Here is a 26,844-nt window from a genome sequence, read left to right as displayed (position 1 = left end):
GAGTTCCATGCAGGCCGCCCCTCAGGCGACCATTCTACGACCCTCCCGACGCCTTCTGATCTGAGTCACTTTGAATGGTTCGGTACGATTAAACTGGCACACAAGGATCGGTGTGTTTTAGCTGGGATTCCATTGCAATCTTGAAAAGGGATCACACCGTTGCAAGTTCGCGTTTTTCATCGCCCGCGAAGAAAAGCAGGTAGAACACCGGCGCGGCGACCATTGTTAGGACGGTCGCAAAAGCCAGCCCGCCCATGATCGTCACCGCCATCGAGACGAAGAACGCATCGGTCAGCAGCGGCGCCATGCCCAGAATAGTGGTGATCGCAGCCAGCATCACAGGACGCAAACGCGAGACCGAGGCTTCGACGATGGATGCGCGCAAGGGTTTGCCCGTGGCGCGAACCAGGTCGATCTCTTCCACCAGAACGATGCCGTTCTTGATCAGCATGCCCGACAGGCTGAGCAGGCCCAGAAGGGCCGTGAAGGTAAAGGGCAGCCCTGTGCCCAACAGGCCGATGACCACGCCGTTGACCGACATCGGAACCAGCAGCCAGATGATGATCGGCTGTCGGATCGCGTTGAACAGCAGAACCGAGATCAGCACCATGATCAGCAGGCTCAACGGCAACTGTTTGCCCAGGCTTTCCTGCGCGTCACGCGAGTTTTCGAACTCACCGCCCCACTCCATCTTGTATCCGGGGGGTAATTCGATTGCCTCGATGGCGTCCCGAACTTCGGCGTGTACCTGAGCCGCCGTCAGGTTGGGCGGGATGTCCGCGCCGACGGTGATGGTCAGAACACGATCGCGGCGATGAACCAGCGTATTGAGGGATTTGTACTCGAATCCATCGACCATCTGTTCGATTGGTACAAATTTCCCGGATTGGTCCGAATACACCACCTGATCGACGATGGAATAATCTCCGTCCGCCGGACGACGCAAGATGATGGGGATCAGGCGGTCACGTTCCCGCAGCACACCGCCCGTGATGCCATCGGTCGAAAATTGCAGCGTGGCCGCAATGTCTTCGCGCGTAACACCCGCGGTCTGGGCCCGTTCTGTGGCATAGATCGGCTGCACCGCCAGTTCCTGTTCGCGCCAGTCATGATGAACGAGCAGCGCGTTGGGCGACGCCGCCGCCATGCGCTGCACGGCCTCATCCGCAAGTTGACGCAGGACCACCGGATCGCTGCCCGAGAACCGGGCCTGGATCGGATCACCGCCACCGGGGCCAAACACCAGGCGCTTGGTTCCGAACTCGCCTTCGGGGAACTGGACCGACCCGAACGCTTCCAGATCCGCCTGCAAGGCCGGGATGTTATCCAGACTTTCCGTGCGGATGATCATGTGACCATAGCTCGGGTTCGGTTTTTCCGCCGAATAGGTCAGCATGAACCGGGTTGCCCCCTGACCGACGAATGTCGTGACCGAAACCACGTCATCGCGTTGGGTCAGCCAATCTTCGAATACCGCCATGTCCTGAGCCGTGCGGGCAATCGGCGTGCCCTGAGGCAGCTTGTAATGCACAAAGAACAAAGGCGTGTTCGAGTTGGGGAAGAATTGTTGTTTCATCAACCCGAACCCGGCATAGCACGCAACGGTTACGCCGATGAGACCCGCAACAACCAGCCACCGGAAGCGGAGCGCAAACCGCAGGATCGCGCCATATGTGCGGAACAGGATGCCCCCGTAGGCGTCGATCTCACCCTCCTTGCCCTGCTTGAAGAAATAGTGCCCCAGCAAAGGCGTGACCGTGATGGCAAGTATCCAGCTGAGCAGCAGCGAAATGCCGATCACCGCAAACAGGGAAAACAGAAACTCGCCCGTCGCATCCGGGCTGAGCCCGATCCCGGCAAAGGCCATGATGCCGATCACGGTGGCCCCAAGCAGGGGGATCTGGGTTTTGGACGCCACATCCTCAGCCGCATCGCGCGAGGATTGGCCACGCAACATCGCGATCTGCATCCCTTCGGCCACCACGATGGCATTGTCCACAAGCATACCCATGGCAATGATCAGCGCACCCAGGGAAATCCGTTCCATCTCAATCGAGAATAGTGACATGAACAGAAGCGTGCCGACCACGGTCAGCAACAGGGTCGAACCGACAACAATGGCCGCGCGCCAGCCCATGAAGATGCCCAGAACGGCGACCACGATGGCCACCGACATGGCAAGGTTCACGAGAAAGTTGTTCGAGGCCTGTTCGACCACCACATGTTGCTGATAGATCGGCAGAATATCGACACCGAAGGGGATATTCGCATCCAGCTCGGCGAATTTGGCGTCAGCTCGCTTGCCGACCTCGACGATGTTTTCCGTCGCCAGACCAGCGATACCGAGGGTAAAGGCTTCGGTCCCGTTATAGCGGATCATGATGTCCGGATCGTTCTGACGGGCGCGATAGACATCGGACATGTCGAACAGGTTGATCACCTGCCCTTGCGAACCGACAGACAGGCCCGCAATGGCCGAGACACTGTCCGAACCCTCGGCCGTCAGAATGGTGGTGCGGGCATCTTCAGACCGCAAAGACCCCGAGGAATTCACCGAATCCGCGTTGGCTATGGCTTCGTTGATCGCTTGCAGCGGGACGTTCTGGTTCACCGAGATCGCCAGATCGGGCTCTACAAAAATCGCCTCGTCCGGCAGGCCCTGAACCTCGACATCGGCGACGCCGTCCACTGTCAGCAGTTCGCGACGCAGAAACGTTGCCAGTTCATGCTTTTCGGCGTCCGAAAACCCTTCGGCAGTCACCGCATAGAACAGGCCGAACACATCACCGAACCCGTCATTCACATAGGGTTGGCTGACACCCGACGGAAGCCCGCGGGCAGCATCGCGCACCTTGGCCCGCAGGCGGGTCCAGATATCGGGCAGTTCGGTGCCGTCGTAGGTCGACTTGATCTCTACTTCGATCAGCGATTGTCCGGGTTGGTTGACAGAAGTTATGACATCCACCTCGCCCATCTGCTGGATCGCGGATTCAAGGGGTTCGGACACTTCAAGCGCCACCTGTTCCGCCGTGGCACCGGGATATTGCGTGGCGATGACCGCGTTCTTGATGGTGAAAGCCGGGTCTTCCAAGCGACCAAGCGACGTGAATCCCCAGATGCCACCAAAGAGGGCAATGAGGATGATCAGCCATGTGTAAAGCGGTCGATCAATCGAGGCGCGTGCGATGTTCATCTGTCTGCCCCTCAGTTCGCGAAGCCGGTGAACCGGCGCACGGACTGACCGTCTGTCAGCACAGCACCGCCAGCCACAACAACTTCGTCACCGTCGGACAAGCCTTTCAACACCCGAACATCGCCCGACTGCGTGGGTTCGATTGTCACCGGAACGCGGCGGACCGTGCCTTCATCCGCGCCAGCGGGAGAAAACACCATGACGCTAAGCTCACCTGTTGCATCCGCAATGACGGCCGTCGCCGGCACGACGATGCCTGTGCGCTCATCCCGGACCTTTACGTTGACGGTGACGGACGAGCCGGGAAGAATTTGCAGCCCCTCGGGCGGGGTCAGGCCGAACTGAATGCGGAAGGTCTGCCCGACACTTGAGGTTTCAGCGTCGAATTCACGGATTTCCAGCGGGAAGACTTCATCACTTACGGGGAATTTGGCGGTGATGGTGATATCGTCGTTCTGGCCCGAGCGTTGAAACAGGATCTCGGGCACGTCCACCTCGATGCGCAGTTCGGACATGTCGTGGATGCGGACGATCGGCGTGCCCGCCGATACGGTGGTGAAAGCCTCGACCGCGCGGCTGGAGACCAGCGCGTCAAATGGTGCGGTCAGAGTCGCGTGTTCCAGTTCGTATTCGGCATCGCGCAGTGCGATCGCGGCCAGTTGCGCTTCGGTCTCCGCGTCATCGACCGCCACCTGGCTGGCCGTGGTGCCCCGCAAACGCGACAGGCGTGCGACGGTTCGGTCGGCCTGTTCCTTTTGCAGCTGCGCCCGCTCAAGCCGCAGTTCGAACGGCTCCTGATCCAGTCGCGCAATCAGGCCGCCTTTGGGGATGACAAACCCTTCGTTGACCGGCATTTCGACGATCTGACCGGCAACCTGAAAGGCAAGATCGACCGTCTGCCGCGCGGCAACACGACCGAAGAACTGGCGGGTGAAGCCGGGCGTTGTTTCGTGCACCTGCATCAGCTTGACCGGTTTCGGAGTATCTTGAGCGGTAATCGGAGTTGCCAGAACGGCCAGTGCAAGGCCCAGAGAGGTCAGGAGTTTCATTTCTTCAGTCCCTCGGGAATTCCCGTTTTCAAAACGTTGTCACGGATTTTGCGCGCCAGTCGCGCGAATTCGGCTGTTTCTTCGTCGTTCAGGCCCGAGGCCCTGTGAAAAAGGTCTCCGGCCTCGGCCACCAGCATGTTGCGGGCTTCTTCGCCACGCTCGGTCAGCACCAGCAACCAGGCGCGGCGGTCTTCGGGGTCACGCTCGCGCATGAGATAGCCGGCTTTTTCCAGCGAATCCGCGGTGGCGGTGATTGTGGACGGTACACTCAGCATATCTGCAGCCAGAACCCCCATGCGTTTCGGCTGATCCAGCTTGATCAGCATATGGCATTCGGGGTGGCTCAGGTCTGTTTCGATACAGTCGAAGGTCTCTTCCAGTTTCCAGTACAGGGCATAGACGCCCATGATCGCCTGAATCTCGGGGCTGAGGCGGCCAAGCCTGGTGCTGATATCGTCGGGCATCGGGGATCTCCGCGCGTTTGGAGCGGTCATATACTTCAGTTTCTGAACTATTCAAGATATGAAGCTACAGCTTTATGCACATTCCCTTAGGTCAACATACCTTGATCAAATCACACCGTGACTGCATTTTGGGCAAATCCGAAACACTCAGGGCTCGCCATGTATACCCCCGCCATCACCGGTACCGGTGTCTTCACGCCGGAAAACGTCATCACCAATGCCGAGCTTGTCGAAGCATTCAACGCTTATGCCGACAAACAGAACGCGAAGAATGCCGAAGCCATCGCCGCCGGGCAGATGGAGGCGATGCAGCATTCCTCGGAAGAGTTCATCGTCAAGGCGTCGGGGATCGAAAACCGCTACGTGATGGACAAGGCCGGGGTGCTGAACCCGGACGTGATGCACCCGACGCTGCGCCAGCGCAGCGATGACGAGCCCGGGATCATGACCGAGATGGCAGTGGATGCCTGCAGGAAGGCGCTGGCGCAGGCGGGGCGCACAGCGGCGGATGTCGATCTGGTAATCTGCGCGGCCTCGAACCACGAGCGCGCCTATCCGGCGATTGCGATCGAAATTCAGCAGGAACTGGGGATCAACGGGTTCGGCTTTGACATGAACGTCGCCTGTTCTTCGGCCACGTTCGGCATTCAGGCCGCGGCGGATATGGTGAGGTCTGGATCGGTGCGAGCGGCGCTGGTGGTCAACCCCGAGATCTGCTCGGGCCATCTGGAATGGCGCGACCGGGATTGTCATTTCATCTTTGGCGATGTGGCGACGGCAACGCTGATCGAGCGGATCGAAGACGCCAAAGGCCCGCATTTCGAAATCCTGTCGACCCGCTGTGCTACTGCGTTTTCCAACAATATCCGCAACAACAACGGCTTTCTGCGCCGCTCGCGCCCTGACGGGCTGACCGACCGGCGCGACATGCAGTTCATGCAGAACGGTCGGAAAGTATTCAAGGAAGTACTGCCGATGGTCAGCAAGCATATCAGCGACCACATGGATGCCGAAGGGGTCAGAAACTCTGATCTGAAACGCCTGTGGCTGCATCAGGCCAACAAGACGATGAACGACTTCATCGGCAAGAAAGTTCTGGGCCGCGAACCCGAGCCGGGCGAGCAACCCAACATCCTTCAGGATTATGCCAACACGTCTTCTGCGGGGTCGATCATCGCGTTTTCTAAGTATTCCGACGACTTGCAGGAAGGTGATCTGGGCCTGATCTGTTCCTTCGGCGCCGGGTATTCCGTCGGTTCGGTGATCGTGAAGCGCCACGCCTGACGGTTGATCTTGTGTGGCCTAGCCTGCCCCACTCACCTGAAAGACCTGAAAGGCTGTACCTTCCGCAGCTTGTATCCGTCTGAGATAGGCCGGGATTTCCCCCGCAATCAATCGCGGTTGCAAACCACGGCCCTGTGACGCCCAGGACCAGAATTCGGCGCGCGGTGCGGACGTGCAGAGCATGACGTAATCCACGTCCAGCTCGGTCAGGCGTGATCCGATCTGGTCGGCGTCCGATCGGAACAGTTTGATCTGCGCCAGAATTCCAGCCTGATTCCGGTGATAATTGCCCGCCAATACGGAATGGTCGGTATGGCGCAGCACGTTCGCGGCAAAGTCGAAATCAACAAGAACTCTGCCGGCTGGCAGGCCATGCAGGGCTGCATAGGCTTCGGGCGTTTTGCAGGATGCCCCCGAATTTTGCTGTGACTGTCGGGCCGGCATCGCGGATGCGGCAAAGGACGGCTCGGCAAAGCGCCCCAACTGCTCATCGATGCTGGCGCCGGTTTTCGGCGAGATGCAGAGGATGAAAGCAACCATCGCAAGCCCTGACATCGCGCGGCGACTGCTTGCATAAGAGGTGTATAGGACACGCAGGATCTGCGCCTGGACAGCCACCAGCGAAACGCCCAGGAATGTCATCATTCTGGACTGATAGAGGAACACCACCAGGCCGGTCACGATCAGGGCCAGAAACAGGGCGTATTCCAGTCTGAAGGGCGATCTGACTGCAAAGATCAGGGCGGCTGCCACGCACAGGATCGACATCGCGATCAGGGCCAGCGCTTCGCCCCGGTGCCGTTGCAGAGTGACGTTGATTTTCTGGGCTTCCGCCACCTGGCTCAGCCAATAGTCGCGCATGTCCTGAGGCAGGGCTTCGATCGGATTGCTGAGACAATGCGGGGCGAAATCGTAAGCGCAGGCCAATGTCACCACGCCAATTGCAACACATGCGCCGACCCGGCCCCAAAGTGACCAGCCAGACCCGATCCAGGCCACAATGCAAAGCCCCGCCGCGGCAACGCTCGCCGGCAACGCCACGCTGAGAGTCAGGGCGTCACAGCTTGGAAACAGAAAGGCCTCGTGTCCCGTTGTCGCAAGGCTGGTCAGTACAAGCGTCACGACCAGCCCGATACCGAATGCCATGGTCCGGCGACGGGTCGGTTCACCGTTGACGATCCAGTCAATGGCAAAAAACACGGCGACAAGTGCGATCTGTAATATCGATTCGGTGCCTATCGACACCGAAAGCGCCAGGCAGGCACCCAGCAGCCATCCGGCATATGGTTTGTCCCTGCGCAACGCAAACAGCATCAGGGCCGTGGCGAACAGAAGAATCTGAGCATTGTGGTGATCAAACGAAAAATAGTCGAACTTCCTGGAGTGTTCGAGCGCCAGCACACCCACAACCAGTGCCGAAACAGCGCCTTCCCGCGCGCCCAAAACGCTGCCTGTCACCGCAAAGGCCCACAAGGCCAGGCCGGCCAAAAGTGAGGGCCAGGCGAATGCCGTCACCTGAAGGGCCGTATCGGGCGGCAAAACCAAACCGAATGTTCCGTAGAGCAAGGCGATCGGCGCGTCGATCAATCGGGACCAATGCATCAATGTACCGCCCTCGGGACCCAGCCGATACTGATGGTTGTCGAACCAGCCCTGCCCCTGCAACAGATCCTGCACGACCACCCAGCGCATCACGTCGTCAGAGCCATCCTGATGACCACTCAGGGTCATCAGAACCAGAAGTGCCACATAGGCGCATACAAAAAATCGCAGAACCACCCGGTCTGCGAAAATCCTGTATGTTCCCTGCGATTTCTGCATGGTTCTCTGCCCTTGACGATCTTGCCCGCGACGGACCTTACAAGACAGACGTGACTGAATTGAGGCAACAGGCACAGTCAGCGTTTCTGACTTTTCGAGCATGAAAACAGGTAAGCCGCACAGGCGAAAACTGGCCGGTCATGAGCGCAACGGTTCCTGACCCCGGCTAGCTGACGCTTTCTTCTTCCAGATGCAGCTTCATCTCGATCAGAACCTGTTGCAGCAAACTGGTTTCTTTCAGCAACCGTTTGGCTTCGTTGACGGTGATGATTCCGTCTTCGATTGCGGCCTGATACTCGGTCATCAACATCGCAAACCGCTGGCTCAGCGCAATGACATCCGAATTGACGCCACCGGTGCGGGGGGTAGAGGTGTTGCGGTCGCTATAGGACAAGGTGATGTTCTTCAGATCCGCCAAAGCCGACGTCACGTGCGGGTAAGTCGCCGCGTTTTCAAGGCGGGCCACCGCGTCCACAGGCATGAACCTGTCCTCGTGCTCAGCATTGTCGGAATAGTATCGTCCCAAAGTGGCTTTGGATTTCCCCGTAATTTCACACGCGGCTTCGATTCCAACATCCTTGACCAGCGCTTCTGTGTGTTTTTTCAGATAGGCCCCGATATCTGCCATTGTTTTACCTTTGTTACCTGCAAACGCCTGCCCGATGTCCAAACGGGGGAAAGCGTGGGTAAATTTCCCATAACCAAGTCATAATTGAAATGTCATACATTGGCTATCCCTCAGATATGCGGGGGATTTTGTGAGTGAGTGGCGGCAGTTCAAGCCGGTAATGAGTGATTGCGGGGTGATATTGTTAAGCCTTGCTGCGTTTTGGCCACATGTTGGCCGACGGCGTCGCTGTTGCAGATGTGGGGGTTCCATCCCCTAGAGCGTAGCTCGGCCTCTGCGAACGCAACGGCGACGTCGCTCCATCAAAAAGATTGGTATCTTGTTCCTTTTCCCCAAGCGTTTTAGACCCGCGTCATGGCAAAGCTGTATTTCAACTATTCAACCATGAACGCGGGGAAATCGACCGTATTGCTGCAAGCCTCGCACAACTACCGCGAGCGTGGGATGCAGACATACCTGATGACCGCGGCCATTGACGGAAGGGCGGGTGCCGGACGGATCGCATCACGCATCGGCATCTCGGAGGAGGCCGATACCTTCACGCCCGGCGACGACGTCTTCGCGATGATCCGAAACAGACTGGGCGACGGTCCGGTAACCTGCGTGTTCATCGATGAGGCACAGTTCCTGTCCGAAGCGCAGGTCTGGCAGCTGGCCCGGGCCGTCGACGATCTGGACGTACCGGTGCTGGCCTACGGGCTGCGGGTGGATTTTCAGGGCAAGCTGTTTCCCGGATCAGCCGCGCTGCTGGCTCTGGCTGATGAGATGCGCGAGGTCCGCACCATCTGCAAATGCGGACGCAAGGCCACGATGGTGATACGTCAGGACGAAAACGGCAACGCCATCACCGAAGGTGCCCAGGTTCAGATCGGCGGCAACGAGACCTATGTTTCGCTGTGCCGCAAACACTGGCGCGAGGCGGTGGGCGACTAGACCGGGTTGGGCAACGCCTCGCCCGCCACAAATGCCGCCACGTTATCCAGTGCCATTTGCCCCATGCTGCTGCGCACCTCTTCGGTGGCCGTGCCCAGATGGGGCAGCAGGGTGACGTTTTCCATTTCACAAAGGGCCCGGGGCACTTTGGGCTCGAACTCATAGACATCCAGCCCGGCCCCGGCAATCTGACCCGATTGCAGCGCTGCGATCAGGGCCGCTTCGTCCACGACCTCACCCCGCGCGATATTGACCAGAATGGCCGAAGGATTCATCGCCTGAAGAATCTGCGCATTGATCAGGTGGCGGGTTTCCGCACCGCCGGGAACCGCAAGCACAAGGAAATCGACCGAGGCGACAAGGGCTTCAAGGTCAGGTGTAAATTCCGCCGGGAAATCCAGATCTTTTGCATTGCGGGACTGATAGGCCACCTGCATAGCAAACCCGAAATGACAGCGGCGCGCGATGGCCTGCCCGATGCGGCCCATGCCGACGATGCCCACGCGCTTGCCGGTCACATGTTGGCCCAACATCTGCGTCGGGTGCCAGCCCTGCCACTGACCCGACCGCACCAGCCGCTCACCCTCACCGGCGCGCCGGGCTGTGATCAGCAGCAGGGTCATGGCGATATCGGCCGTGGCGTCGGTGACAGCGCCAGGGGTGTTGGTTACATCAATCCCGGCCGTGCGTGCAGCATCCACGTCGATATGGTTGAAGCCAACACCGAAATTGGCCAGCAGCTTGCAGCGCGGCTGACCGGCCTCGGCAAAGATCTGAGCCGAGAACTGATCGCCCAGCGTCGGGACAACCACGTCGTAATCGGCCAGAGCGGCCAGCATCTCCTGCCGCGCCATGGGCAGGGTGTTTTCCCGGATGGTGACATCGAAATCGGCGCGGGCGCGCGATTCGACTGCCGGAGTCATCGGGCGCGTGATCAGCAGTTTCATCAGTGCATCCGCCCGCCTGTAGGAACCTTACCGTCAGGGCCGATCAAAACGATCTCGCCGCTGTCATCGGGCAGGCCAAGCACCAGAACCTCGGACATGAACTTGCCGATCTGGCGAGGGGGGAAATTGACCACTGCCATGACCTGTTTGCCCACCAAGGTCGACGGATCATAATGCGCGGTGATCTGGGCCGAGGTCTTGCGTTCGCCAATCTCATCACCAAAGTCTATCCACATCTTGATCGCGGGTTTGCGGGCTTCGGGATAGGGTTCGGCGCGGATCACCTCGCCCACACGAATATCGACCTTGAGAAAATCGTCGAAAGAAATCTCACTCACGTGACAGCTCCTTGGATCGGTCGGTTGCGGCCTTGACGGCACGGTGCAGCAGGTCAGGGAAGCCGCGTTCTTCATGCATCAGCACCTCAAGCGCGGCCTGGGTCGTGCCGTTCGGCGACGTTACATTGATCCGCAGTTGAGACGGATCCTCGTCAGCGGCCATCGCCAGTGCGCCGGCCCCGGCCACCGTCGATTTGGCCAGTTTCATCGCAAGGTCATGCGGCAGGCCCTGCGCCTCGCCGGCTTTGGCAAGTGTTTCAATCAGATGGAACACATAGGCAGGACCGGATCCGCTGAGGCCGGTGACCGCATCCATCTGCGTCTCATCTTCAAGACGAACCGTCTCACCCACCGCCGACAGCAGGTTTTCGGCCAGAGCCAGATCCTCGGCAGAGGCGTGGCTGTTGCCGATCAACGCGGTGATGCCCTGACGGATGGCGGCGGGGGTGTTGGGCATGGCGCGAATGATCGGCGTATCGCTGCCCAGAACGGATTCGAACGTGGCAATCGAGGTGCCCGCCGCGACCGAAACAAACAGCGTGCTGCCACCGCCCAGCGCCTGAATGGCGGGCAAGGCCTCGCCCATCATCTGCGGCTTGACCGCGACCAAAACCACGGCAGGGGCTTCGGGCAAGGGTGTGTTGATGTTGACGCCCTGCGCCTTCAGCCAGTCGGACGGGTGCGGATCGATCACCCAAACGGACGCTGGCGGGAGGCCGTGTTCCAGCCATCCCGCCAGCATTGCGGACCCCATCTTTCCGCACCCCAGAAGCACAAGCCCCTGTTCGGCCACACGCGTCATGTCCATTTGCCCCTCCCGCGTTACATGTCGGTTCGGGGCAAAGCTTTACGCCCGGCCGTAGGCCTCTGCAATGGCCACTTGCATGGCTTCTTCTGGCTCTCGATTGCCCCAGGTGACCAGTTGAATCGCCGGATAGTACCGTTCCGCGCTCATGACGGCAGCGGTGATCATCGTGTCGATCTGCTCGGCGCTGGCTGTCTGCCCCCCGGCAAGGACTAACCCGTACCGGTACACCATCAGCTTCTGGTTCGCCCAATAGGTAAAGGCACCTGCCCAGCACTGATCATTCATCTTGTTGAGCAGCTCATAGAGCTGCATTTCCCGCTCGGCCGGTGGTTCCATTTCGAACGAACACACCATCCGCAGCGTTTCGTCATAGTTGGACCAGGCGAGGGTGATCGAATACGTCCGCCACTGGCCCTCGACAGCCATGGCGATCTGATCGTCCCCAATGCGGTCAAAATCCCAGTCGTGGTGTTCGGCCAGATGTTCAACAATGTCGATCGGATGAATGTCTTCTTCGAGATACTGCTCGGAAAGGGCCATAATGCCACCTCACTAATCTCTAGCATCTTGGGGCTGGCAGCGCCCCAGCGCTAGTTGCCTGCTCTACAAACCGGGCTTCCCCCATAGGCCTGTACTAAATATGGTGCGATGTGGCGTGGGTTCTGGCAACCCTATTTGTTGGGGATAACAGCAATAAGTTGTGGACAGAAGGCAACGTGGATCAAAATATTGGCTGTCGGGTCAGCTTTGTCTTGATTAAATCCCGCAATACGTCAGAATGCACGACACCGCACAATCCCGGTCGGATTGCGCGGCGGCAGAGTTTGTCCAAAACTGTGAAATCAGGGAACGCCCGCGGCGTTACTTGTCCAGTTTCGCCTCGAGTGCGGCAATGCGGGCTTCGAGTGCGGCGTTTTCTTCGCGCGCTTTCTGGGCCATGGCGCGGACGGCATCGAATTCTTCGCGGGTGACGAAATCACGGTCGGCCAGCCAGCGGTCGATCATCGACTTCATCGCGTTCTCGGCCTCTTCCCGCGCGCCCTGCGCGACACCCATGGCGTTGGTCATCAGCTGGGACATGTCGTCCAGTATCTTGTTGCGGGTTTGCATATCTTTACTCCGGTATCGCGGTTGATCTCTATATGGGGAAAGATTGCCGCAGGCTCAAGGTTGACTTGCCCTGCAAACCCCGGGCAATGAGACGCACATGCAGGCTGTTCTGAATTTCCCCGATCTGTCGCCCGAATTGTTCTCGATCTCGCTGTTCGGGATAGAGTTCGCGTTGAGGTGGTATGCGCTGGCCTATATCGCGGGTATCCTGATTGCGTGGCGGCTGGCAGTCGTGGCGTTGCGCCGCCCTGCCCTGTGGCCTGCGGACGGCCCGCCGATGAAACCGGGCCAACTGGAGGATCTGGTCACCTGGATCATTCTGGGCGTGATCCTGGGCGGGCGGCTTGGTTTCGTGCTGTTTTACCAACCTGGCTATTACCTGTCGCATCCGCTTGAGATCGTGAAGGTCTGGCAGGGCGGTATGGCGTTTCATGGGGGGCTGCTGGGCGTGATTCTGGCCTCGTATCTGTTTGCCCGGCACCATCGGATTCCGGCCCTGTCGCTGGGCGACCTGGTTGCCTACACCGTGCCACCCGGCCTTCTGTTGGGGCGGCTTGCCAATTTCGTCAATGCCGAGCTGTGGGGCCGCCCGAGCGAGCTGCCCTGGGCCGTCATCTTTCCCGGTTTTGCCGCGCAGGACTGCCCCGGCGTGGTTGCGGGAATGTGTGCCCGGCACCCCTCGCAGCTGTACGAAGCGGCGTTGGAAGGCGTGTTGCTGGGCGCGTTGTTGCTGTGGCTGGTCTATCGCCGGGGAGCCTTTCAGCAACCCGGCCTGATCATGGGCACGTTTCTGGCCGGTTACGGCGCATCGCGCTTTATTGTTGAATTCTTCCGCCAGCCGGATGCGCAGTTCGTGTCGCCCGGCAATCCGCTGGGATTGGCCTGGCATGTGGGCGGATATGGCCTGACTATGGGCCAGATCCTGTCATTGCCCATGATCGCGCTTGGCCTGTGGTTTGTCTTGCGCGCAGGGCGGGCAAAATGAGCCTGACCGATCACCTGATCGCCCGCATCCGACAGGATGGCCCGATGAGCGTGGCCGACTACATGGCCGAATGCCTTCTGCATCCCACGCTGGGCTATTACACGACGCGTGATCCGTTGGGGGCTGACGGGGATTTCACCACGGCACCGGAAATCAGCCAGATGTTTGGCGAACTGATCGGGCTGTGCCTTGCGCAATGCTGGATGGATCAGGGCCGTCCCGCGCCATTCACCCTGTGCGAATTGGGGCCCGGGCGCGGCACTCTGATGAGTGACATATTGCGTGCCACCCGAACCGTGCAGGGATTTCACGATGCTGCCCGGATTGTGCTGATCGAGGCCTCGCCTGCCCTGAAGCAGGTGCAGGCGGACACCCTGAAGGGTTACACACCGAACTGGGCTGACAGGGTCGCAGAGTTGCCGGACCAACCACTGCTGCTGGTGGCGAACGAGTTCTTCGACGCGCTGCCTGTCCGGCAGTTCCTGCGCGACGGTGACGGCTGGAGTGAACGCCTGGTCGGCGAGCGCGACGGCGAATTGCTGTTTGGGCGAGGGCCCAATGGGCCACAAGTGGCGCTGGCGGACAGGCTTTCGGACACCAAGGATGGTGATCTGGTCGAGCTGTGCGCGGCTGCGATCCCCATTCTGACCGTGATTGCCGGTCGGATCGCCAGCCACGGAGGTGCCGCGCTGATCGTCGATTATGGCGACTGGCATTCTTTGGGCGATACACTGCAAGCCCTGCAAAACCACAAGCCCGCCGATCCGCTGGCGTCACCCGGTCAGGCCGACCTGACGGCACATGTGGATTTTGAGCCTCTGGCCATTGCGACCCGCGCCTGTGGAGCCAGGCACACACGCCTGACACCGCAGGGCGTGTTTCTGGAACGGCTTGGCATAACCGCCAGGGCGCAGGCTTTGTCCCGGTCGCTGAGCGGTTCCGAGCTGGACGCGCTGGCTGCCGCGCATCGCCGGTTGACGCATCCGGCCGAAATGGGAAATCTGTTCAAGGTGATGGGCCTCTATCCGGCCTATGCTGCACCACCGCCGGGATTAGAGCCATGACACTGGAAATTCTGACTTCGGACTTGCTTTCCCCATTTCGTCACGGGTTCTTGACCCGTCGCGGCGGGGCGTCCTCTGGTATCTTCAACGGGTTGAATTGCGGTTATGGATCGTCTGATCAAACCGAAATTGTCGCACTGAACCGTCGGCGGGTTGCCGATGCGATGGGCGTCGCGCCCGAGGCGATGATCGGCCTGCATCAAGTTCATTCCCCAACAGTTCTGACGGTTGAACAGCCCTTGGAAGGTGAAAAACCACGCGCGGACGCGGTCGTGACGGCGACACCTGGTCTGGCGCTGACAATTTTGACGGCAGATTGCCAGCCAGTTCTGTTTGCCGATCCCGCAGCCAATGTGATCGGAGCAGCGCATGCGGGCTGGCGCGGCGCACTCGACGGTGTGCTTGAGGCGACTCTGGACGCCATGGAAGCGCTTGGCGCAGCACGCCGGAATATCAACGCCGTCATCGGCCCCAGCATTTCACAACGCGCCTACGAAGTGGGCCCCGAGTTTCTGGACGCATTTATCGCCGATTCTCCAGACAACACCCGGTTCTTCGCGAACGGACAGGATGACCGGCTGCAATTCGACCTGCCCGCCTTTGGTTTGCACCGATTGCGGCAGGCCGGTGTCGGGCAGGCGGAATGGACCCGGCACTGCACATATTCCGACCCGGACCGGTTCTATTCATATCGCCGCACAACACATGCAAACGAGGCCGATTACGGGCGGTTGATCTCGGTCATAAGATTGTGATTTTGGCCCAGATTTAGGCGTCGCGCCACTTTTCCGCCACATTTGTTGTGTTTACCGGACTCAGAATCGTAACGAGTTTTGCCAGCTATCAGATGGTCTTCTGACGTCCTTGTTTCGGACGCTGGCGTGTTGAGTGGAAGGATGGACCGAGTATAAATTTCTTGTCTGCAAAACATCCCGGATAAGCCTTATCCATGCCGCAAACGTGCGTCACAAAAGGTTCATAACGGATGCGGGAAACAAACCCGTTCGGAGCAGGACCAGAAAATGAAAACCAAATCTCGCTTTCTCAAAGCCATGGTTGCCGCCACGCGGAGCCAGAAGCTGGAAATGCCGTGGAAGCGGGTATCAAGCCATTCTGTCAGGGTCGCCAGCCGCATCGCGGCACGACGCTGAGACAGAAACACCCCGAGGCCAAGCTGCCGGTCTCGATTGGGTGAACGCGCTTCGGGCTTGCTCCTGCCCGATGTGTGATGCGTCGCGATCTGAGGGGGTCGAGACGGATTCAGGAGTTGTGTGTGTGCGGGCAATTTTCGCCCGTGAAGTACGAGTTTGTCTGGGGGGTCAATGTGTTGACCATTGGAAAGCGAGATTTTGTCGCAATGCGGGGTCCGACCGACCGCCGCCCAAGGGTCACCCATTTGTTTCAAGACAAAGAACCAGTTCGCCAGGTTGGCCTGTACGGGGTTACGCCGCGCCTGACCGGACAATTTGAGGGGAAGGAATATTTATGACTATTCCTAGTTCACTGGCCCGTGCGGCCAGAAATGCGATCGAAACGACAGCCATGCTGCGGGACGCACCGCGACCGGTTGCGAAACCAAAGGCCCAGCTGCGCCGGTATGAAGTCAGCACCCTGTTGAAAAACGGAAACGTGGTTCAGACCAGACACATAGCGCCTGCCCTGCCAATGTTCGAAGACGCCTTTTGTGCCTTCACGCGCGGATCGCTGGTTGAAACGGAACATGGGCCCATGGCCATCGAAGACCTGATGCCGGGGGATACTGTCCTTACTCAGGATGGCGCGTCGGAAACCGTGCTGTGGAAGGGATCTGTCACTCTGATCCCGGGACGTCCGGATTCGCGGGGCCGCACGCGGCCGCTTACGCGCGTCACGGCAGATACATTCGGGATCCAAAAGCCGATGTCGGGTGTAATCGCCGGGCCTGCGGCACGGATCGTGGGCACACCGACGCATTTACGGCATTTGTATGGAAATGACCCGATTCTGACACCTGTGTCCGAATTTCAGGATGGAACGGGTGTGATTGAAACAATGCCGCCGACGCCAGTTGAACTGTTTCACATTTGTCTGAAACGGCATTCCGTTATTCGGGTAGATGGTTTACAGTTCGAAACGTATCACCCAGGTGTGAACGCGGTCCGGATGATCAGCCACTCTTTGCGGTCGGTTTATCTGAACCTGTTTGCGCATATCGAGTCGCTCAACGATTTTGGTCCGCTGCTGATGCCGCGCGCCGGGGACGGAGAAATCGACGCGATGACAGCCTGAGTAACGATAGCGATTACTGCATTATGGGGGGCATCATGCAGCTGTTACTAAGTTGGATTCTATCCTTGGCGGTGGCTGCCATGCTGCCACCGAACACCGCACCTGCAAAACGTCTGGGGGTTACGCCGTCCGGTTCATTCGTTCTTCCAGAACGTCGAACGGCACGCCTGGCTCGTCTTTTGCGCCGCGGATAACAAGCGATGTCTTGACGCTGGCCACATTTGGCGTGGTCAGCAGTTCACCGGTCAAGAACTGCTGAAAACTGCTGAGATCGGGTGCGACGCATTTCAGGATGAAGTCCACCTCGCCGTTCAGCATGTGGCATTCACGGACCAGAGGCCATTCGCGGCAGCGTTCTTCGAACGCGCGCAGCTCGGTCTCGGCTTGACTGTCAAGACCGACCATGGCGAACACCTGCACTTCAAATCCCAGCTCGCGGGAATTCACCTCGGCGTGGTAACCGGTGATATAGCCGGATTCTTCCAGGGTGCGCACCCGGCGCAGACAGGGCGGCGCCGAAATTCCGACCCGTTTGGCAAGTTCCACATTGGTCATCCGACCGTCTGCCTGTAGTTCCGCCAGAATTTTGCGGTCGATATCATCCAGCCGAGTCGTGACCATCAAATGCTCCTGATTTTTGCGGTTCTTATATCAGCCCCCCACGCGCGCGCAATAATGTTTCGTACATGCGCAATTTTCTTTGTTTTCAAATCTCTCATTTCGCCCTCACCCTGCGCAAGGTGGCTTGAATGGGCTTGAACAGTAAGGGGCTTTAAGCCGGGTCTGTCGGTCGCTATATCGGGGCGACGGGCCAAAAGCCCAATTCAGGCAATTCGAGCGGAGTTACCATGGCCGACACACGACACACCAAGGTTCTGATCATCGGATCGGGGCCAGCAGGATACACTGCGGGCGTTTACGCAAGCCGCGCCATGCTGGAACCCATCCTGGTGCAGGGTATCGAGCCCGGCGGCCAGCTGACGACAACGACCGAGGTCGAGAATTGGCCCGGCGACACCGAGGTACAGGGCCCCGACCTGATGGTCCGGATGCAGGATCATGCCAAGGCCATGGGTTGCGAAGTGATCGGAGACATCATCAACGATCTGGACCTCAGCCAGCGCCCCTTCACCGCCAAGGGCGACAGCGGCACCACCTATACGGCGGACGCCGTCATTCTGGCGACCGGCGCGCGCGCCAAGTGGCTGGGCCTGCCGTCGGAAGAGAAGTTCAAGGGCTTTGGCGTTTCAGCCTGCGCCACCTGCGACGGGTTCTTCTATCGTGGACAGGAAATTGTGGTGATCGGCGGCGGCAATACGGCCGTGGAAGAGGCCCTGTTCCTGACCAATTTCGCCAGCAAGGTGACTCTGATCCATCGCCGCGATGAGCTGCGCGCGGAAAAGATCCTGCAAGACCGGCTGATGAAGAACGACAAAATCGAGCCACTGTGGTTCCACGAGTTGGAAGAAGTGATCGGCACCGACGCGCCGCTGGGCGTCGAGGGCGTTCGCGTCAAGCATGTCAAAACCGGAGAGATCACTGAAATCCCCTGTAAAGGCGTGTTTGTTGCCATCGGCCACGCACCCGCGAACGAGCTGGTCAAGGACACGCTTGAAACGCATATGGGTGGCTATGTCGTCACCAAACCGGGCAGCACGGAAACCTCGGTTCCGGGCGTGTTCGCAGCGGGCGATCTGACCGATCACGTCTATCGTCAGGCGGTCACAAGCGCCGGTATGGGCTGCATGGCGGCACTGGATGCCGAACGGTTCCTGGCGGAAACCGAATAACGCGAAGACTGAATTTTGCAGGGCTGCCCCGGTGAATTCAGATCCGAAGGCCGTCAGCCTTTTCAGTACAGTGCCCCCGGGGTTTAAGGGGGCACTGCAAAGCATACGCTGCGCTGCAATCACTGATCGGCAGCCGATGCCACCTGCCAATCCCTTGACCCCCAGCCAGCGGCGTATCAGGATTGCTGAGGGAAAAGCGAAAAACAGGTGAACATTTGAACAACGCTCTTTGGCGCGGCGGGTGGTCAACCCGACTCAGGATCGTCAGTGGTCTTGTGTTGTTTGTGTTCGCATTCTTTCATTTCATAAATATTGGCTTGGGCCTGTTTCACACGGATTACCTGCACGGGATGCAGGACGGTCGAAAGGCCGTCACACGCCACGATGTCATGAGCGTGCTTTTCTATGCTGCCCTGTTCACGCATGCAGGTCTGGCCCTGACATCGATCGCGCAACGCAGAACCCTGCGCATGCCATTCAGCACGGCGTTGCAGGTCGTTCTGGGTTTGCTGATTCCGCTGCAACTGATCTCGCACATCGTGCAGACGCGGGTCGCGCACGAAGTCTATGACGTCAATGACGAGATGGGATATATCATCATCCTGATGTGGCCCAGTATCGCCGTATGGATGCAAAGCGCCTTGCTGCTGATTGTTTGGATACACGGCTGCATCGGTTTGCATATGTGGCTGCGGCTGACCCGGCGGTGGTCGCAGGTCGTGCCCTATCTGATCGGCGTTGCGGTTTTCGTGCCATTATTCGCGTTGGCCGGATTGCTGACCGAAGGTCGACGCATATGGGCCGACTTTGCTGATGAATTCCTGCGCGAGCAATATATCGAGCACTACAATTGGCCATCGCCCGAGACCTTCCAGACCCTGTTCAGTGTAAAAGACTATGGCCTTTTGATCTTCTGGCTGTCTCTGGGGGCGACGGGTCTGGTTTACATCGGGCGCAAACTGTGGCGGCGCAGGCATTCGGTGCGCGTGAATTACGCCAAAGGGCCCGAGGTGGTCGCGGAAAAAGGCATGACTTTGCTTGAGATTTCGCAGGTGAACGGCGTACCGCACGCCGCCCTGTGCGGTGGAAAGGGGCGCTGCACCACATGCCGAGTCATCGTAGAGGATGGCAACGACGCCCTGCCCCCGCCCGGCGACGTCGAAGCACGCAGCCTTGCTGCTGTGGGCGCCTCGCCGCAGACGCGACTGGCCTGCCAGATACGCCCTACGGAACCCACCACCGTTTTTCGGGTTTTCAGGCCAGATGGCGGGCGCATACGCGGGCATGCCAGCCAGGGTCAGGAACGTCAGTTGGCTGTTTTGTTTCTGGACATGCGCAGCTTTACTGCGCGTACGACCGGCCAATTGCCTTATGACATCGTGTTCCTGCTGAACCGGTTTTTCGATGCGGTCGTGCCTGCCATCACCAAGGAAGGCGGTGTCGTGGACAAATATATGGGAGACGGGCTGCTTGCCGTTTTTGAAAAGCCGAATGCGGCGGCGTCCGCCCGTGCCGGGTTGCAAGCCGCCATCGACATCAGTCACGCCCTTGATGAATTCAACGCACAGCTCGAGGCCGAAGGCAGCCACGGCATTCGCATCGGGATGGGTCTGCATCTTGGGGATCTGGTGGTGGGTGAGATCGGCGCCGCGGGCCATGCGTCAAAAACCATAATCGGCGACGCCGTCAATGTCGCCAGTCGTCTGGAAAGCGAAACCAAGGCGCTGCAGGTCGAACTGCTGGTCTCGCAAGAGTTGCTGGAGGCCGCCGGTGTAGTCGTGCCCCAGGACGATATCAGATTGTTCCAGCTGCGCGGCGTGTCTGAACCGATTCCCGCCCTGCCCGTCACCCGTGCATCCACACTTGAGCAGAACGCCACAAAACAGGAACAGGAATTCTCTGCATGAAGCAATAACCTCTGATCGTTAGGATCAGATCATCGATTTGACTTGTGAATTAGAAATTCCTTCCAATTCAAAAATATTCGGCGCATATCCTCCTTTGTTACATTCCCGCCTGTGGACTTCGCCTGTCAGTCGGTGCAAACGCCTCGAAACCGCCTGATATCCACTGGCAAATCAACACTGCGACAAGAGAATTCCAATGACGATGTTAAGCAATCTGGCCCCGATCCCCGAACTGTATGTGTCATACGATTCGGCGCAGAAGCTGAAGGTGGAAGCGGCCGACCTGACCAGCTGGGATCTGAGCCCGCGTCAGATCTGCGACCTGGAACTGCTGATGAATGGCGGGTTCAACCCGCTCAAGGGATTTCTGAGCGAAGCGGATTACGACAATGTGGTCGAGAATATGCGCCTGGCCGATGGAACGCTTTGGCCAATGCCCATCACATTGGATGTCAGCAAAGACTTCGCGGATCTGATCGAACTTGGGCAGGATATCGCTCTGCGCGATCAGGAAGGCGTGATCTTGGGCACCATGACCGTGACCGACCGCTGGACTCCGGACAAGTCCCGCGAGGCCGAGAAGGTCTTTGGCGCCGATGACGATGCCCACCCGGCAGTGAACTATCTGCACAACGTGGCCGGCAAGGTCTATCTGGGCGGACCGGTGGTCGGAATCCAACAACCCGTGCACTACGATTTTCGTGGGCGCCGCGACACCCCGAACGAATTGCGCGCCTATTTCCGCAAGCTGGGCTGGCGCCGCATCGTGGCCTTCCAGACCCGCAACCCGCTGCACCGCGCGCATCAGGAGCTGACCTTCCGCGCCGCCAAAGAGGCACAGGCCAACCTGCTGATCCACCCGGTCGTGGGCATGACCAAACCGGGCGACGTCGATCATTTCACCCGCGTGCGCTGTTACGAGGCGGTGCTGGACAAGTACCCCGCTTCGACCACCTCTATGAGCTTGTTGAACCTGGCCATGCGCATGGCTGGCCCGCGCGAAGCCGTCTGGCACGGGCTGATCCGCGCCAACCACGGCTGCACCCACTTCATCGTCGGCCGCGACCACGCGGGCCCCGGCAAGAACAGCAAAGGTGAGGATTTCTACGGCCCCTATGACGCGCAGGATCTGTTCCGACAGTTCCAGGACGAAATCGGCGTTGAAATGGTAGACTTCAAGCACATGGTCTATGTGCAGGAACGCGCCCAGTACGAACCGAATGACGAGATTCTCGACAAGGACAACGTCACGATCCTGAACATCTCGGGCACCGAACTGCGCCGCCGCCTGCGTGAAGGGCTGGAAATCCCCGAGTGGTTCTCGTTCCCCGAAGTGGTCGAGGAACTGCGCCGCCGCTTCCCGCCGCGCTCCAAGCAGGGTTTCACCGTGTTCTTCACCGGCTTTTCGGGCTCGGGCAAGTCGACCATCGCAAACGCGCTGATGGTCAAGCTGATGGAGATGGGCGACCGCCCGGTGACGCTGCTGGATGGCGACATCGTGCGCAAGAATCTCAGCTCGGAACTGGGCTTCTCGAAGGAACACCGCGACCTGAACATCCGCCGCATCGGATATGTGGCGTCCGAGATCACCAAGAACGGCGGCATCGCCATCTGCGCCCCGATCGCGCCCTATGCCACCACGCGCCGTGCCGTGCGGGAAGAGATCGAACAGTTCGGTGCCTTCTGCGAGGTTCATGTGGCCACCAGCATCGAGGAATGCGAACGCCGCGACCGCAAGGGTCTGTACAAGCTGGCGCGCGAGGGCAAGATCAAAGAGTTCACCGGCATCTCGGACCCATACGATGTTCCGGAAAGCCCCGAGCTGCGGGTCGAGACCGAAAATGTCGAGGTCGACAACTGCGCCCATCAGGTGCTGCTGAAACTGGAAAGCATGGGCCTGATCGCAGCAAACGGCTAACAGTCTCATCAGACTTTGTTTTGGCGGTCCCCGGTCATTCCGGGGGCCGTTCCTTTTTTGGTCACCAATTGACAATTGCCGCTGGTCCTGATGCTGTTCAGGACCTCAAGACGGGTATGAAACTGAGATGACGAACAAGTCTCCGACCATTGCCAGTTTCTGGTTTGGATCCGATCTGAGTTGGTTGGAGCAACTCTGCCTTCAGTCTTTTCTGGATCATGGCCACCGCTTCGTCTTGTATGTCGCGCACGAAGTAAAAGGCATTCCGGCAGGTGTCGAAACCCGCCTTGCCAGCGACGTTTTCTGGCCGCCACCTTTTGTGGTCGATGCCGAAGATAGGCAGGGCGTTGCCGTCTTCTCGGATATTTTCCGGCTGCACTTGATGCGGCAAAGCGAGGTGATCTGGGTCGATCTGGATGCCTATTGCGTACGGGCGTTCGACTTTTCGACGGATTTCGTGTTCGGTCGCTCCAGGCGGGGCGACTTCCCGACGGGTGTGCTGCGCCTGCCCACAAGATCGGCGACCCTGGAACAGATGCTGAAATTTGTCATGTCGTCTAACCCGTCCCAACCCTGGCGTGGACGCAGATTGCAGCGCCACAATCGGGAACGAACCGCAAGAGGGGAACGCTGGGGCATCGAAGCCCTGCCCTGGGCCAGTTCGGGGCCCAAAGCCTTTGGCCATTTCCTGCGCCAGACGGCAGAGGACCGCCATGCCATGACTGCTGAAACCTTTTATCCGCTGGCGCAGGAGGAATTGTGGAAGCTACACGATCCGCGCATCAGGACGAATGAAATCGAAACCGAAACCGTGCATTCGGTACACATCTACGGCCATCAGAAGAAACTGATGGCCAACCGGATGGGCGGGCTGCCGGTTTCAGGGTCATATCTGGACAGGTTGTGCAAACGACATGGGATCGAACCAAGTACGGCCCCGATTCTGCGATTGGCCTGGATGTAGCCCGTCGCATCCGGCCAGGGTTTCGCGGGTCAGCCCTTGGTAAACGCCCGCCTAGTGTGTCGGCGTTTCCGGCAGGTCGACCTGCCCGCGCATCAGGATATGCCCCTGACCAGAAACCCTGATGCCCGTCATCGCATCAGGCGGGCCGACACGCGTGACGATGGCCTTCCCGGGGCGGCCCATATCGTGACCCTGCTGGGCGATGAAGCTTTCCTTTTGCATCAAGCCATGTTTCCACAAATAGGCGGCCATCGCACCGGTGGCAGACCCGGTAAACGGATCTTCGGGCGGGCTGGGCGGTGCCATGAGAAGGCGCGAAAACGTATCCCCCTCATCGGTTGCCCCTTGCAGCGTGACAAGAAACGGCTCGGCCATGTCCGAGCCGGAATACCCAGCAGTTTCAGCCACTTTGCGCAACGGGCCTTCAACCAGTTGAGCGGCCCGCAAGGCCGCATGATCCCGCAGAACAGTGATGCAGAACGGCAAGCCGGTCGAAACCATTTGAGGCGGAGAAATGATGGCTCCCGTTGGCAGACTGACCGCTGCCGCCACCAGTTCCGCGGGAACGCGCGTACCGAATTGCGGTGCGACCTGAGTCATTTCGATCTGATCCCCCTGCAACCGGATCGACACCAGGCCGGCACCGGTTTCCAGCGTCAGACCATCGCCCGAGATCATGCCGCGGGATCGCATCGCCGCGACGGTGGCGATAGTCGGATGCCCCGCAAAGGGAATTTCGCGGCTGGCCAGAAAGTAGCGAACGCGGATGTCGGCCACGTCGGACGGCCCGGTAAAGGTGCATTCGACCAGAGAGGTTTCGCGCACATAGGCCATGCAGACCTCTTGTGTCAGGCACGCACCTTCATGGACGACGGCACATCCGTTGCCACCGAAGGCGCGATCACTGAAGGCGTCCACCCAGTCAAAGTCAAACCAGCCCATGAAGCCACTCCTGCTTTAGCATTTGTGGCACGATCACTGCATAGGCGGAGAATGTCACGTTTTTTCAGCAGTGTTTCAGGCCGCCTAGTGAACCGCCACCGGAGACAGGTCATGTTCGCGCGCCAGCACGAAGGCCAGCTTGCGGTCAGCGACCAGCGCCAGTTGCTGCCCGTCGGAATCGTGGACGGCGTAAAGCTGATCCAGATCGCCGGCCTGTTCACGAACTTCCCGAGGCAACTCAGATACTTCAACCGTTTTGACATAGACAATACGGTTGCCCTGGGCGTTGATTTCAATCGGTGTATTCATTGCTCTTACCCCTTCCGTATGTTGATCGTCTGAACCACGGTTTCCGGCACGGCGCGGGTCAGATCCACATGCAGCAGACCGTTTTCCATGATCGCCTCGCCCACTTCGACGCCATCGGCCAGCACGAACATGCGCTGGAACTGACGCGCCGCAATGCCGCGATGCAGGAAGATGCGCCCCTCGCTGTCGTCGCGCTGACGGCCCCGGATCACCAACTGGCGATCCTCGATCGTGATAGACAGATCCTCTTCGGCAAACCCGGCCACCGCAAGAGTGATGCGATAGGAAAAATCCGAGGTCTGTTCGATGTTATAGGGCGGGTATCCCTCATTTCCGGCCTTTGCAGACCGTTCCAGAAGGCGTTCCAACTGCTCGAACCCCAAAAGATGCGGGTATGAGCCAAGAGTAAGTTTCGACACGTATTTTCGTCCTTCTTTGTAAAAGCGACGTGGTGTGCGGCCCCGTTCTGGCAACCGCCTGCAATAGAATATGGGAAGAAACCAGGATGTCCACAAGGTCTGGCGCGATAACGTCTGACACACTATCTTGTTGGCCAAGCACCACAACCAACTCGAGTCGCCAATGAACGCGCCTACCGATCTTTCGATGAAAACAGATGAAGTATTGCGTGTTGAGCTTGAGGTCTTCCGCCGACAGCACCGCGATCTGGACGAGGCGATTCAGGCATTGCATGACAAGGGAACGGCCGACCAACTGACCTTGCGGCGCCTGAAAAAAGAGAAACTGCGCCTGAAAGACATCATCCGCCTGATCGAAGACCGCCTGACGCCCGATATCATCGCCTGAACGCCCTGTACCGCATTGCCAGCCAACCGGATTTGGCTATAGTGCGCGCTCTTTCTGAGCGCGGGGACGTATGCGGATGAGCGATGTGAAAGTAGGGATCATCATGGGCAGCCAGTCGGACTGGCCCACGATGAAGGAGGCCGCGGATATTCTGGACGAACTGGGCGTCGCCTACGAAGCACGCATCGTATCGGCTCACCGCACGCCGGACCGGCTGTGGGACTATGGCAAAACCGCTGTTTCGCGTGGGTTGCAGGTGATCATTGCAGGTGCAGGTGGGGCTGCGCATCTTCCGGGCATGATGGCGTCGAAAACGCGGGTGCCTGTGATTGGCGTCCCGGTGCAGACCCGTGCCTTGTCGGGCGTGGATTCGCTGTATTCCATCGTGCAGATGCCCAAGGGATTTCCGGTGGCGACCATGGCGATCGGGTCCGCCGGCGGGGCCAATGCCGGCCTGATGGCGGCGGGCATTCTTGCATTGCAGGATGATGCTTTGGCCGAACGGCTGGACAGATGGCGTGACGCGTTGTCAGCCTCGATCCCCCAGGAACCGCAGGGATGAGCCGGATCGGCTTTATCGGCACCGGCCATATCGCCGCGCCGATTGCGCGGCTGATGGCCGCCAAGGGGCACCAGATCAGCGTGACCGAGCGCAACGCCAAGGTTTCAGCCGCCTTGAAGGCCGAACTGGGCGTGACCGTCGCTGCGCCTCAGGCCGTGATTGACACCTCGGACATCGTGTTCCTGTGCCTGCGCCCGCATATCGCGGCCGAGGCTCTGGACCCGCTGACATTCCGCGCCGATCAGCAGATCGTGTCGGTCATGGCGGCGGTTTCGGCCGAGCATCTGGCCGCGCTTTGCGCCCCGGCGTCGGATTTCGTGCAGACCATCCCGCTGGGTTTTCTGGAAACCGGCGGCTGCCCGATGGCCGCCTTTGGCAATGATCGCCTGCTAGCGGAACTGTTCGAGCCCGAGAACCCGGTGATCAAGGTTGCGGATGAAGCCGCGCTGAACGCGCATTTCGCCATTTGTGCCATGGTTCCCGGCATTCTGGACCTGATGGCAACGGGTGCCGAATGGCTGGGTGACGCAACCGGTGATGCGGACGGGGCCGAGTTCTATACAACGCAGTTGATGGCGGGTTTTCTGGCCTCGATGGAAAAAGGCACTTCCGGGCGGTTGGCGCAGGAGCGTGACGCGCTGGCGACGGAGGGCACGCTGAGCCTGCAAATGACGGACGCCCTGAAAGACGGGGGCGCGCACAAGGCGCTGCGTTCCGCGCTTGGGGCAATTGGCAAACGTTTGGAGAGTTGAA

Annotated in this window: 28 protein-coding genes; 14 read left to right on the top strand and 14 right to left on the bottom strand. The window is 59.3% G+C overall.

The features are described from left to right. Positions 1–151 precede the first annotated feature (151 nt). From ACR0LI_RS00660 to ACR0LI_RS00650, 3 genes are read right to left on the bottom strand one after another with little or no spacing between them, the layout of a single operon-like run. A complete protein-coding gene (locus ACR0LI_RS00660) occupies positions 152–3,193 on the bottom strand; it encodes an efflux RND transporter permease subunit (protein WP_480717838.1) in 3,042 nt (1,013 codons plus the stop codon). Positions 3,194–3,204: 11 nt separating this feature from the next. After that, positions 3,205–4,242: an efflux RND transporter periplasmic adaptor subunit gene (locus ACR0LI_RS00655; RefSeq protein WP_210092729.1), complete on the bottom strand. Its 1,038-nt coding sequence runs from the start codon at positions 4,240–4,242 to the stop codon at positions 3,205–3,207. Next, a complete protein-coding gene (locus ACR0LI_RS00650; protein ID WP_171634400.1) occupies positions 4,239–4,706 on the bottom strand; it encodes a MarR family winged helix-turn-helix transcriptional regulator in 468 nt (155 codons plus the stop codon). Before ACR0LI_RS00650 ends, ACR0LI_RS00655 begins: the two co-directional genes overlap by 4 nt. Positions 4,707–4,865: 159 nt before the next feature. On the opposite strand from ACR0LI_RS00650, the gene ACR0LI_RS00645 reads away from it, so the two are divergent. Continuing rightward, positions 4,866–5,990: a beta-ketoacyl-ACP synthase III gene (locus ACR0LI_RS00645; protein ID WP_171722760.1), complete on the top strand. Its 1,125-nt coding sequence runs from the start codon at positions 4,866–4,868 to the stop codon at positions 5,988–5,990. 18 nt (positions 5,991–6,008) lie between these two features. Here ACR0LI_RS00645 and ACR0LI_RS00640 read toward each other — a convergent pair whose 3' ends face one another. Next, complete coding sequence (locus ACR0LI_RS00640) at positions 6,009–7,811, bottom strand: hypothetical protein (protein WP_480717837.1); 1,803 nt, start codon at positions 7,809–7,811, stop codon at positions 6,009–6,011. Between the two features lie 166 nt (positions 7,812–7,977). After that, positions 7,978–8,439 carry a hypothetical protein gene (locus ACR0LI_RS00635; RefSeq protein WP_152458969.1) on the bottom strand — a complete coding sequence of 154 codons (462 nt, stop codon included), beginning with the start codon at positions 8,437–8,439 and terminating at the stop codon, positions 7,978–7,980. Positions 8,440–8,793: 354 nt separating this feature from the next. Between ACR0LI_RS00635 and ACR0LI_RS00630 the strand changes: the two genes are divergently transcribed. Continuing rightward, positions 8,794–9,372 (top strand): thymidine kinase, encoded by a 579-nt coding sequence (locus ACR0LI_RS00630; protein WP_171634409.1) that lies wholly within the window; start codon positions 8,794–8,796, stop codon positions 9,370–9,372. Here the strand turns inward: ACR0LI_RS00630 and ACR0LI_RS00625 are convergent. The 5 genes from ACR0LI_RS00625 to ACR0LI_RS00605 all read right to left on the bottom strand — a co-directional run bounded on the left by ACR0LI_RS00625 (position 9,369) and on the right by ACR0LI_RS00605 (position 12,575). Next, entirely contained in the window at positions 9,369–10,319 is a 951-nt protein-coding gene (locus ACR0LI_RS00625) for a 2-hydroxyacid dehydrogenase (RefSeq protein WP_480717836.1), read from the bottom strand. The two genes, ACR0LI_RS00630 and ACR0LI_RS00625, sit on opposite strands and share 4 nt — an antisense overlap. Beyond that, positions 10,319–10,657, bottom strand: coding sequence for a tRNA-binding protein (locus ACR0LI_RS00620; protein ID WP_171634415.1), 339 nt, complete (start codon positions 10,655–10,657; stop codon positions 10,319–10,321). The genes ACR0LI_RS00625 and ACR0LI_RS00620 overlap by 1 nt, the downstream gene beginning before the upstream one ends. Continuing rightward, on the bottom strand, positions 10,650–11,465 hold the full coding sequence (gene proC / locus ACR0LI_RS00615; protein ID WP_171634418.1) for a pyrroline-5-carboxylate reductase: 816 nt from the start codon (positions 11,463–11,465) through the stop codon (positions 10,650–10,652). The genes ACR0LI_RS00620 and proC overlap by 8 nt, the downstream gene beginning before the upstream one ends. A gap of 39 nt (positions 11,466–11,504) precedes the next feature. Further along, positions 11,505–12,005, bottom strand: coding sequence for a type III secretion system chaperone family protein (locus tag ACR0LI_RS00610; RefSeq protein ID WP_152458973.1), 501 nt, complete (start codon positions 12,003–12,005; stop codon positions 11,505–11,507). A 321-nt stretch (positions 12,006–12,326) separates the two neighbouring features. Next, positions 12,327–12,575 (bottom strand): accessory factor UbiK family protein, encoded by a 249-nt coding sequence (locus ACR0LI_RS00605; RefSeq protein WP_152458974.1) that lies wholly within the window; start codon positions 12,573–12,575, stop codon positions 12,327–12,329. A 97-nt stretch (positions 12,576–12,672) separates the two neighbouring features. Between ACR0LI_RS00605 and lgt the strand changes: the two genes are divergently transcribed. From lgt to ACR0LI_RS00580, 5 genes are all read left to right on the top strand, one after another. Continuing rightward, positions 12,673–13,560 (top strand): prolipoprotein diacylglyceryl transferase, encoded by an 888-nt coding sequence (gene lgt, locus ACR0LI_RS00600; protein ID WP_480717835.1) that lies wholly within the window; start codon positions 12,673–12,675, stop codon positions 13,558–13,560. Then, positions 13,557–14,624, top strand: coding sequence for a class I SAM-dependent methyltransferase (locus ACR0LI_RS00595; RefSeq protein WP_480717834.1), 1,068 nt, complete (start codon positions 13,557–13,559; stop codon positions 14,622–14,624). The genes lgt and ACR0LI_RS00595 overlap by 4 nt, the downstream gene beginning before the upstream one ends. Continuing rightward, positions 14,621–15,379 (top strand): peptidoglycan editing factor PgeF, encoded by a 759-nt coding sequence (gene pgeF / locus ACR0LI_RS00590; protein ID WP_480492144.1) that lies wholly within the window; start codon positions 14,621–14,623, stop codon positions 15,377–15,379. The genes ACR0LI_RS00595 and pgeF overlap by 4 nt, the downstream gene beginning before the upstream one ends. A gap of 267 nt (positions 15,380–15,646) precedes the next feature. After that, the gene (locus ACR0LI_RS00585) at positions 15,647–15,775 is read left to right on the top strand and encodes a hypothetical protein (protein ID WP_256367481.1); all 129 of its coding nucleotides are present in this window, start codon (positions 15,647–15,649) and stop codon (positions 15,773–15,775) included. A gap of 334 nt (positions 15,776–16,109) precedes the next feature. Continuing rightward, positions 16,110–16,892: a Hint domain-containing protein gene (locus ACR0LI_RS00580; protein WP_171722752.1), complete on the top strand. Its 783-nt coding sequence runs from the start codon at positions 16,110–16,112 to the stop codon at positions 16,890–16,892. 120 nt (positions 16,893–17,012) lie between these two features. Here the strand turns inward: ACR0LI_RS00580 and ACR0LI_RS00575 are convergent, their stop codons facing one another. Continuing rightward, a complete protein-coding gene (locus ACR0LI_RS00575; RefSeq protein ID WP_152458979.1) occupies positions 17,013–17,513 on the bottom strand; it encodes an Lrp/AsnC family transcriptional regulator in 501 nt (166 codons plus the stop codon). A 227-nt stretch (positions 17,514–17,740) separates the two neighbouring features. Here ACR0LI_RS00575 and trxB point away from each other — a divergent pair, with 227 nt between their 5' ends. The 4 genes from trxB to ACR0LI_RS00555 all read left to right on the top strand — a co-directional run bounded on the left by trxB (position 17,741) and on the right by ACR0LI_RS00555 (position 23,471). Further along, positions 17,741–18,682: a thioredoxin-disulfide reductase gene (gene trxB, locus ACR0LI_RS00570; protein WP_171634439.1), complete on the top strand. Its 942-nt coding sequence runs from the start codon at positions 17,741–17,743 to the stop codon at positions 18,680–18,682. A gap of 215 nt (positions 18,683–18,897) precedes the next feature. After that, complete coding sequence (locus tag ACR0LI_RS00565; protein ID WP_480717833.1) at positions 18,898–20,589, top strand: adenylate/guanylate cyclase domain-containing protein; 1,692 nt, start codon at positions 18,898–18,900, stop codon at positions 20,587–20,589. Positions 20,590–20,785: 196 nt separating this feature from the next. Then, positions 20,786–22,507, top strand: a complete 1,722-nt coding sequence (locus tag ACR0LI_RS00560; protein ID WP_480717832.1) for a bifunctional sulfate adenylyltransferase/adenylylsulfate kinase — start codon at positions 20,786–20,788, stop codon at positions 22,505–22,507. A gap of 127 nt (positions 22,508–22,634) precedes the next feature. Then, the gene (locus ACR0LI_RS00555; RefSeq protein ID WP_480492148.1) at positions 22,635–23,471 is read left to right on the top strand and encodes a hypothetical protein; all 837 of its coding nucleotides are present in this window, start codon (positions 22,635–22,637) and stop codon (positions 23,469–23,471) included. A gap of 51 nt (positions 23,472–23,522) precedes the next feature. Here the strand turns inward: ACR0LI_RS00555 and ACR0LI_RS00550 are convergent, their stop codons facing one another. The 3 genes from ACR0LI_RS00550 to ACR0LI_RS00540 form a co-directional block, all read right to left on the bottom strand. After that, positions 23,523–24,413, bottom strand: coding sequence for a PhzF family phenazine biosynthesis protein (locus ACR0LI_RS00550; protein ID WP_480717831.1), 891 nt, complete (start codon positions 24,411–24,413; stop codon positions 23,523–23,525). An 84-nt stretch (positions 24,414–24,497) separates the two neighbouring features. After that, positions 24,498–24,722, bottom strand: a complete 225-nt coding sequence (locus tag ACR0LI_RS00545) for a DUF1150 family protein (protein WP_171168916.1) — start codon at positions 24,720–24,722, stop codon at positions 24,498–24,500. 5 nt (positions 24,723–24,727) lie between these two features. Beyond that, positions 24,728–25,141: an Hsp20 family protein gene (locus ACR0LI_RS00540; RefSeq protein ID WP_058275530.1), complete on the bottom strand. Its 414-nt coding sequence runs from the start codon at positions 25,139–25,141 to the stop codon at positions 24,728–24,730. 163 nt (positions 25,142–25,304) lie between these two features. Between ACR0LI_RS00540 and ACR0LI_RS00535 the strand changes: the two genes are divergently transcribed. From ACR0LI_RS00535 to ACR0LI_RS00525, 3 genes are all read left to right on the top strand, one after another. After that, entirely contained in the window at positions 25,305–25,529 is a 225-nt protein-coding gene (locus ACR0LI_RS00535; protein ID WP_152458986.1) for a YdcH family protein, read from the top strand. Positions 25,530–25,605: 76 nt separating this feature from the next. Then, positions 25,606–26,091, top strand: coding sequence for a 5-(carboxyamino)imidazole ribonucleotide mutase (gene purE / locus ACR0LI_RS00530; RefSeq protein ID WP_171634452.1), 486 nt, complete (start codon positions 25,606–25,608; stop codon positions 26,089–26,091). Next, the gene (locus ACR0LI_RS00525; protein ID WP_171634456.1) at positions 26,088–26,843 is read left to right on the top strand and encodes an NAD(P)-binding domain-containing protein; all 756 of its coding nucleotides are present in this window, start codon (positions 26,088–26,090) and stop codon (positions 26,841–26,843) included. Before purE ends, ACR0LI_RS00525 begins: the two co-directional genes overlap by 4 nt. Position 26,844: the final 1 nt, after the last annotated feature.

The sequence above is a fragment of the Ruegeria sp. CL7 genome (assembly GCF_056536445.1).
The sequence above is the reverse complement of the archived record's forward strand: the minus strand, read 5'-3'. Positions and strand labels throughout refer to the sequence as shown.

Bases quoted from the DNA above. Each gene is read 5' to 3' on its own strand.
- ACR0LI_RS00595 (WP_480717834.1), top strand. From the start codon at position 13,557: ATGAGCCTGACCGATCACCTGATCGCCCGCATCCGACAGGATGGCCCG.
- ACR0LI_RS00630 (WP_171634409.1), top strand. From the start codon at position 8,794: ATGGCAAAGCTGTATTTCAACTATTCAACCATGAACGCGGGGAAATCG.
- ACR0LI_RS00655 (WP_210092729.1), bottom strand. From the start codon at position 4,242: ATGAAACTCCTGACCTCTCTGGGCCTTGCACTGGCCGTTCTGGCAACT.
- ACR0LI_RS00605 (WP_152458974.1), bottom strand. From the start codon at position 12,575: ATGCAAACCCGCAACAAGATACTGGACGACATGTCCCAGCTGATGACC.
- ACR0LI_RS00575 (WP_152458979.1), bottom strand. From the start codon at position 17,513: ATGGTCACGACTCGGCTGGATGATATCGACCGCAAAATTCTGGCGGAA.
- ACR0LI_RS00550 (WP_480717831.1), bottom strand. From the start codon at position 24,413: ATGGGCTGGTTTGACTTTGACTGGGTGGACGCCTTCAGTGATCGCGCC.
- pgeF (WP_480492144.1), top strand. From the start codon at position 14,621: ATGACACTGGAAATTCTGACTTCGGACTTGCTTTCCCCATTTCGTCAC.
- ACR0LI_RS00645 (WP_171722760.1), top strand. From the start codon at position 4,866: ATGTATACCCCCGCCATCACCGGTACCGGTGTCTTCACGCCGGAAAAC.
- ACR0LI_RS00535 (WP_152458986.1), top strand. From the start codon at position 25,305: ATGAACGCGCCTACCGATCTTTCGATGAAAACAGATGAAGTATTGCGT.
- ACR0LI_RS00525 (WP_171634456.1), top strand. From the start codon at position 26,088: ATGAGCCGGATCGGCTTTATCGGCACCGGCCATATCGCCGCGCCGATT.
- lgt (WP_480717835.1), top strand. From the start codon at position 12,673: ATGCAGGCTGTTCTGAATTTCCCCGATCTGTCGCCCGAATTGTTCTCG.
- ACR0LI_RS00580 (WP_171722752.1), top strand. From the start codon at position 16,110: ATGACTATTCCTAGTTCACTGGCCCGTGCGGCCAGAAATGCGATCGAA.
- purE (WP_171634452.1), top strand. From the start codon at position 25,606: ATGAGCGATGTGAAAGTAGGGATCATCATGGGCAGCCAGTCGGACTGG.
- ACR0LI_RS00650 (WP_171634400.1), bottom strand. From the start codon at position 4,706: ATGCCCGACGATATCAGCACCAGGCTTGGCCGCCTCAGCCCCGAGATT.
- ACR0LI_RS00640 (WP_480717837.1), bottom strand. From the start codon at position 7,811: ATGCAGAAATCGCAGGGAACATACAGGATTTTCGCAGACCGGGTGGTT.
- ACR0LI_RS00610 (WP_152458973.1), bottom strand. From the start codon at position 12,005: ATGGCCCTTTCCGAGCAGTATCTCGAAGAAGACATTCATCCGATCGAC.
- ACR0LI_RS00545 (WP_171168916.1), bottom strand. From the start codon at position 24,722: ATGAATACACCGATTGAAATCAACGCCCAGGGCAACCGTATTGTCTAT.
- proC (WP_171634418.1), bottom strand. From the start codon at position 11,465: ATGGACATGACGCGTGTGGCCGAACAGGGGCTTGTGCTTCTGGGGTGC.
- ACR0LI_RS00660 (WP_480717838.1), bottom strand. From the start codon at position 3,193: ATGAACATCGCACGCGCCTCGATTGATCGACCGCTTTACACATGGCTG.
- ACR0LI_RS00555 (WP_480492148.1), top strand. From the start codon at position 22,635: ATGACGAACAAGTCTCCGACCATTGCCAGTTTCTGGTTTGGATCCGAT.
- ACR0LI_RS00560 (WP_480717832.1), top strand. From the start codon at position 20,786: ATGACGATGTTAAGCAATCTGGCCCCGATCCCCGAACTGTATGTGTCA.
- ACR0LI_RS00635 (WP_152458969.1), bottom strand. From the start codon at position 8,439: ATGGCAGATATCGGGGCCTATCTGAAAAAACACACAGAAGCGCTGGTC.
- ACR0LI_RS00625 (WP_480717836.1), bottom strand. From the start codon at position 10,319: ATGAAACTGCTGATCACGCGCCCGATGACTCCGGCAGTCGAATCGCGC.
- ACR0LI_RS00585 (WP_256367481.1), top strand. From the start codon at position 15,647: ATGAAAACCAAATCTCGCTTTCTCAAAGCCATGGTTGCCGCCACGCGG.
- trxB (WP_171634439.1), top strand. From the start codon at position 17,741: ATGGCCGACACACGACACACCAAGGTTCTGATCATCGGATCGGGGCCA.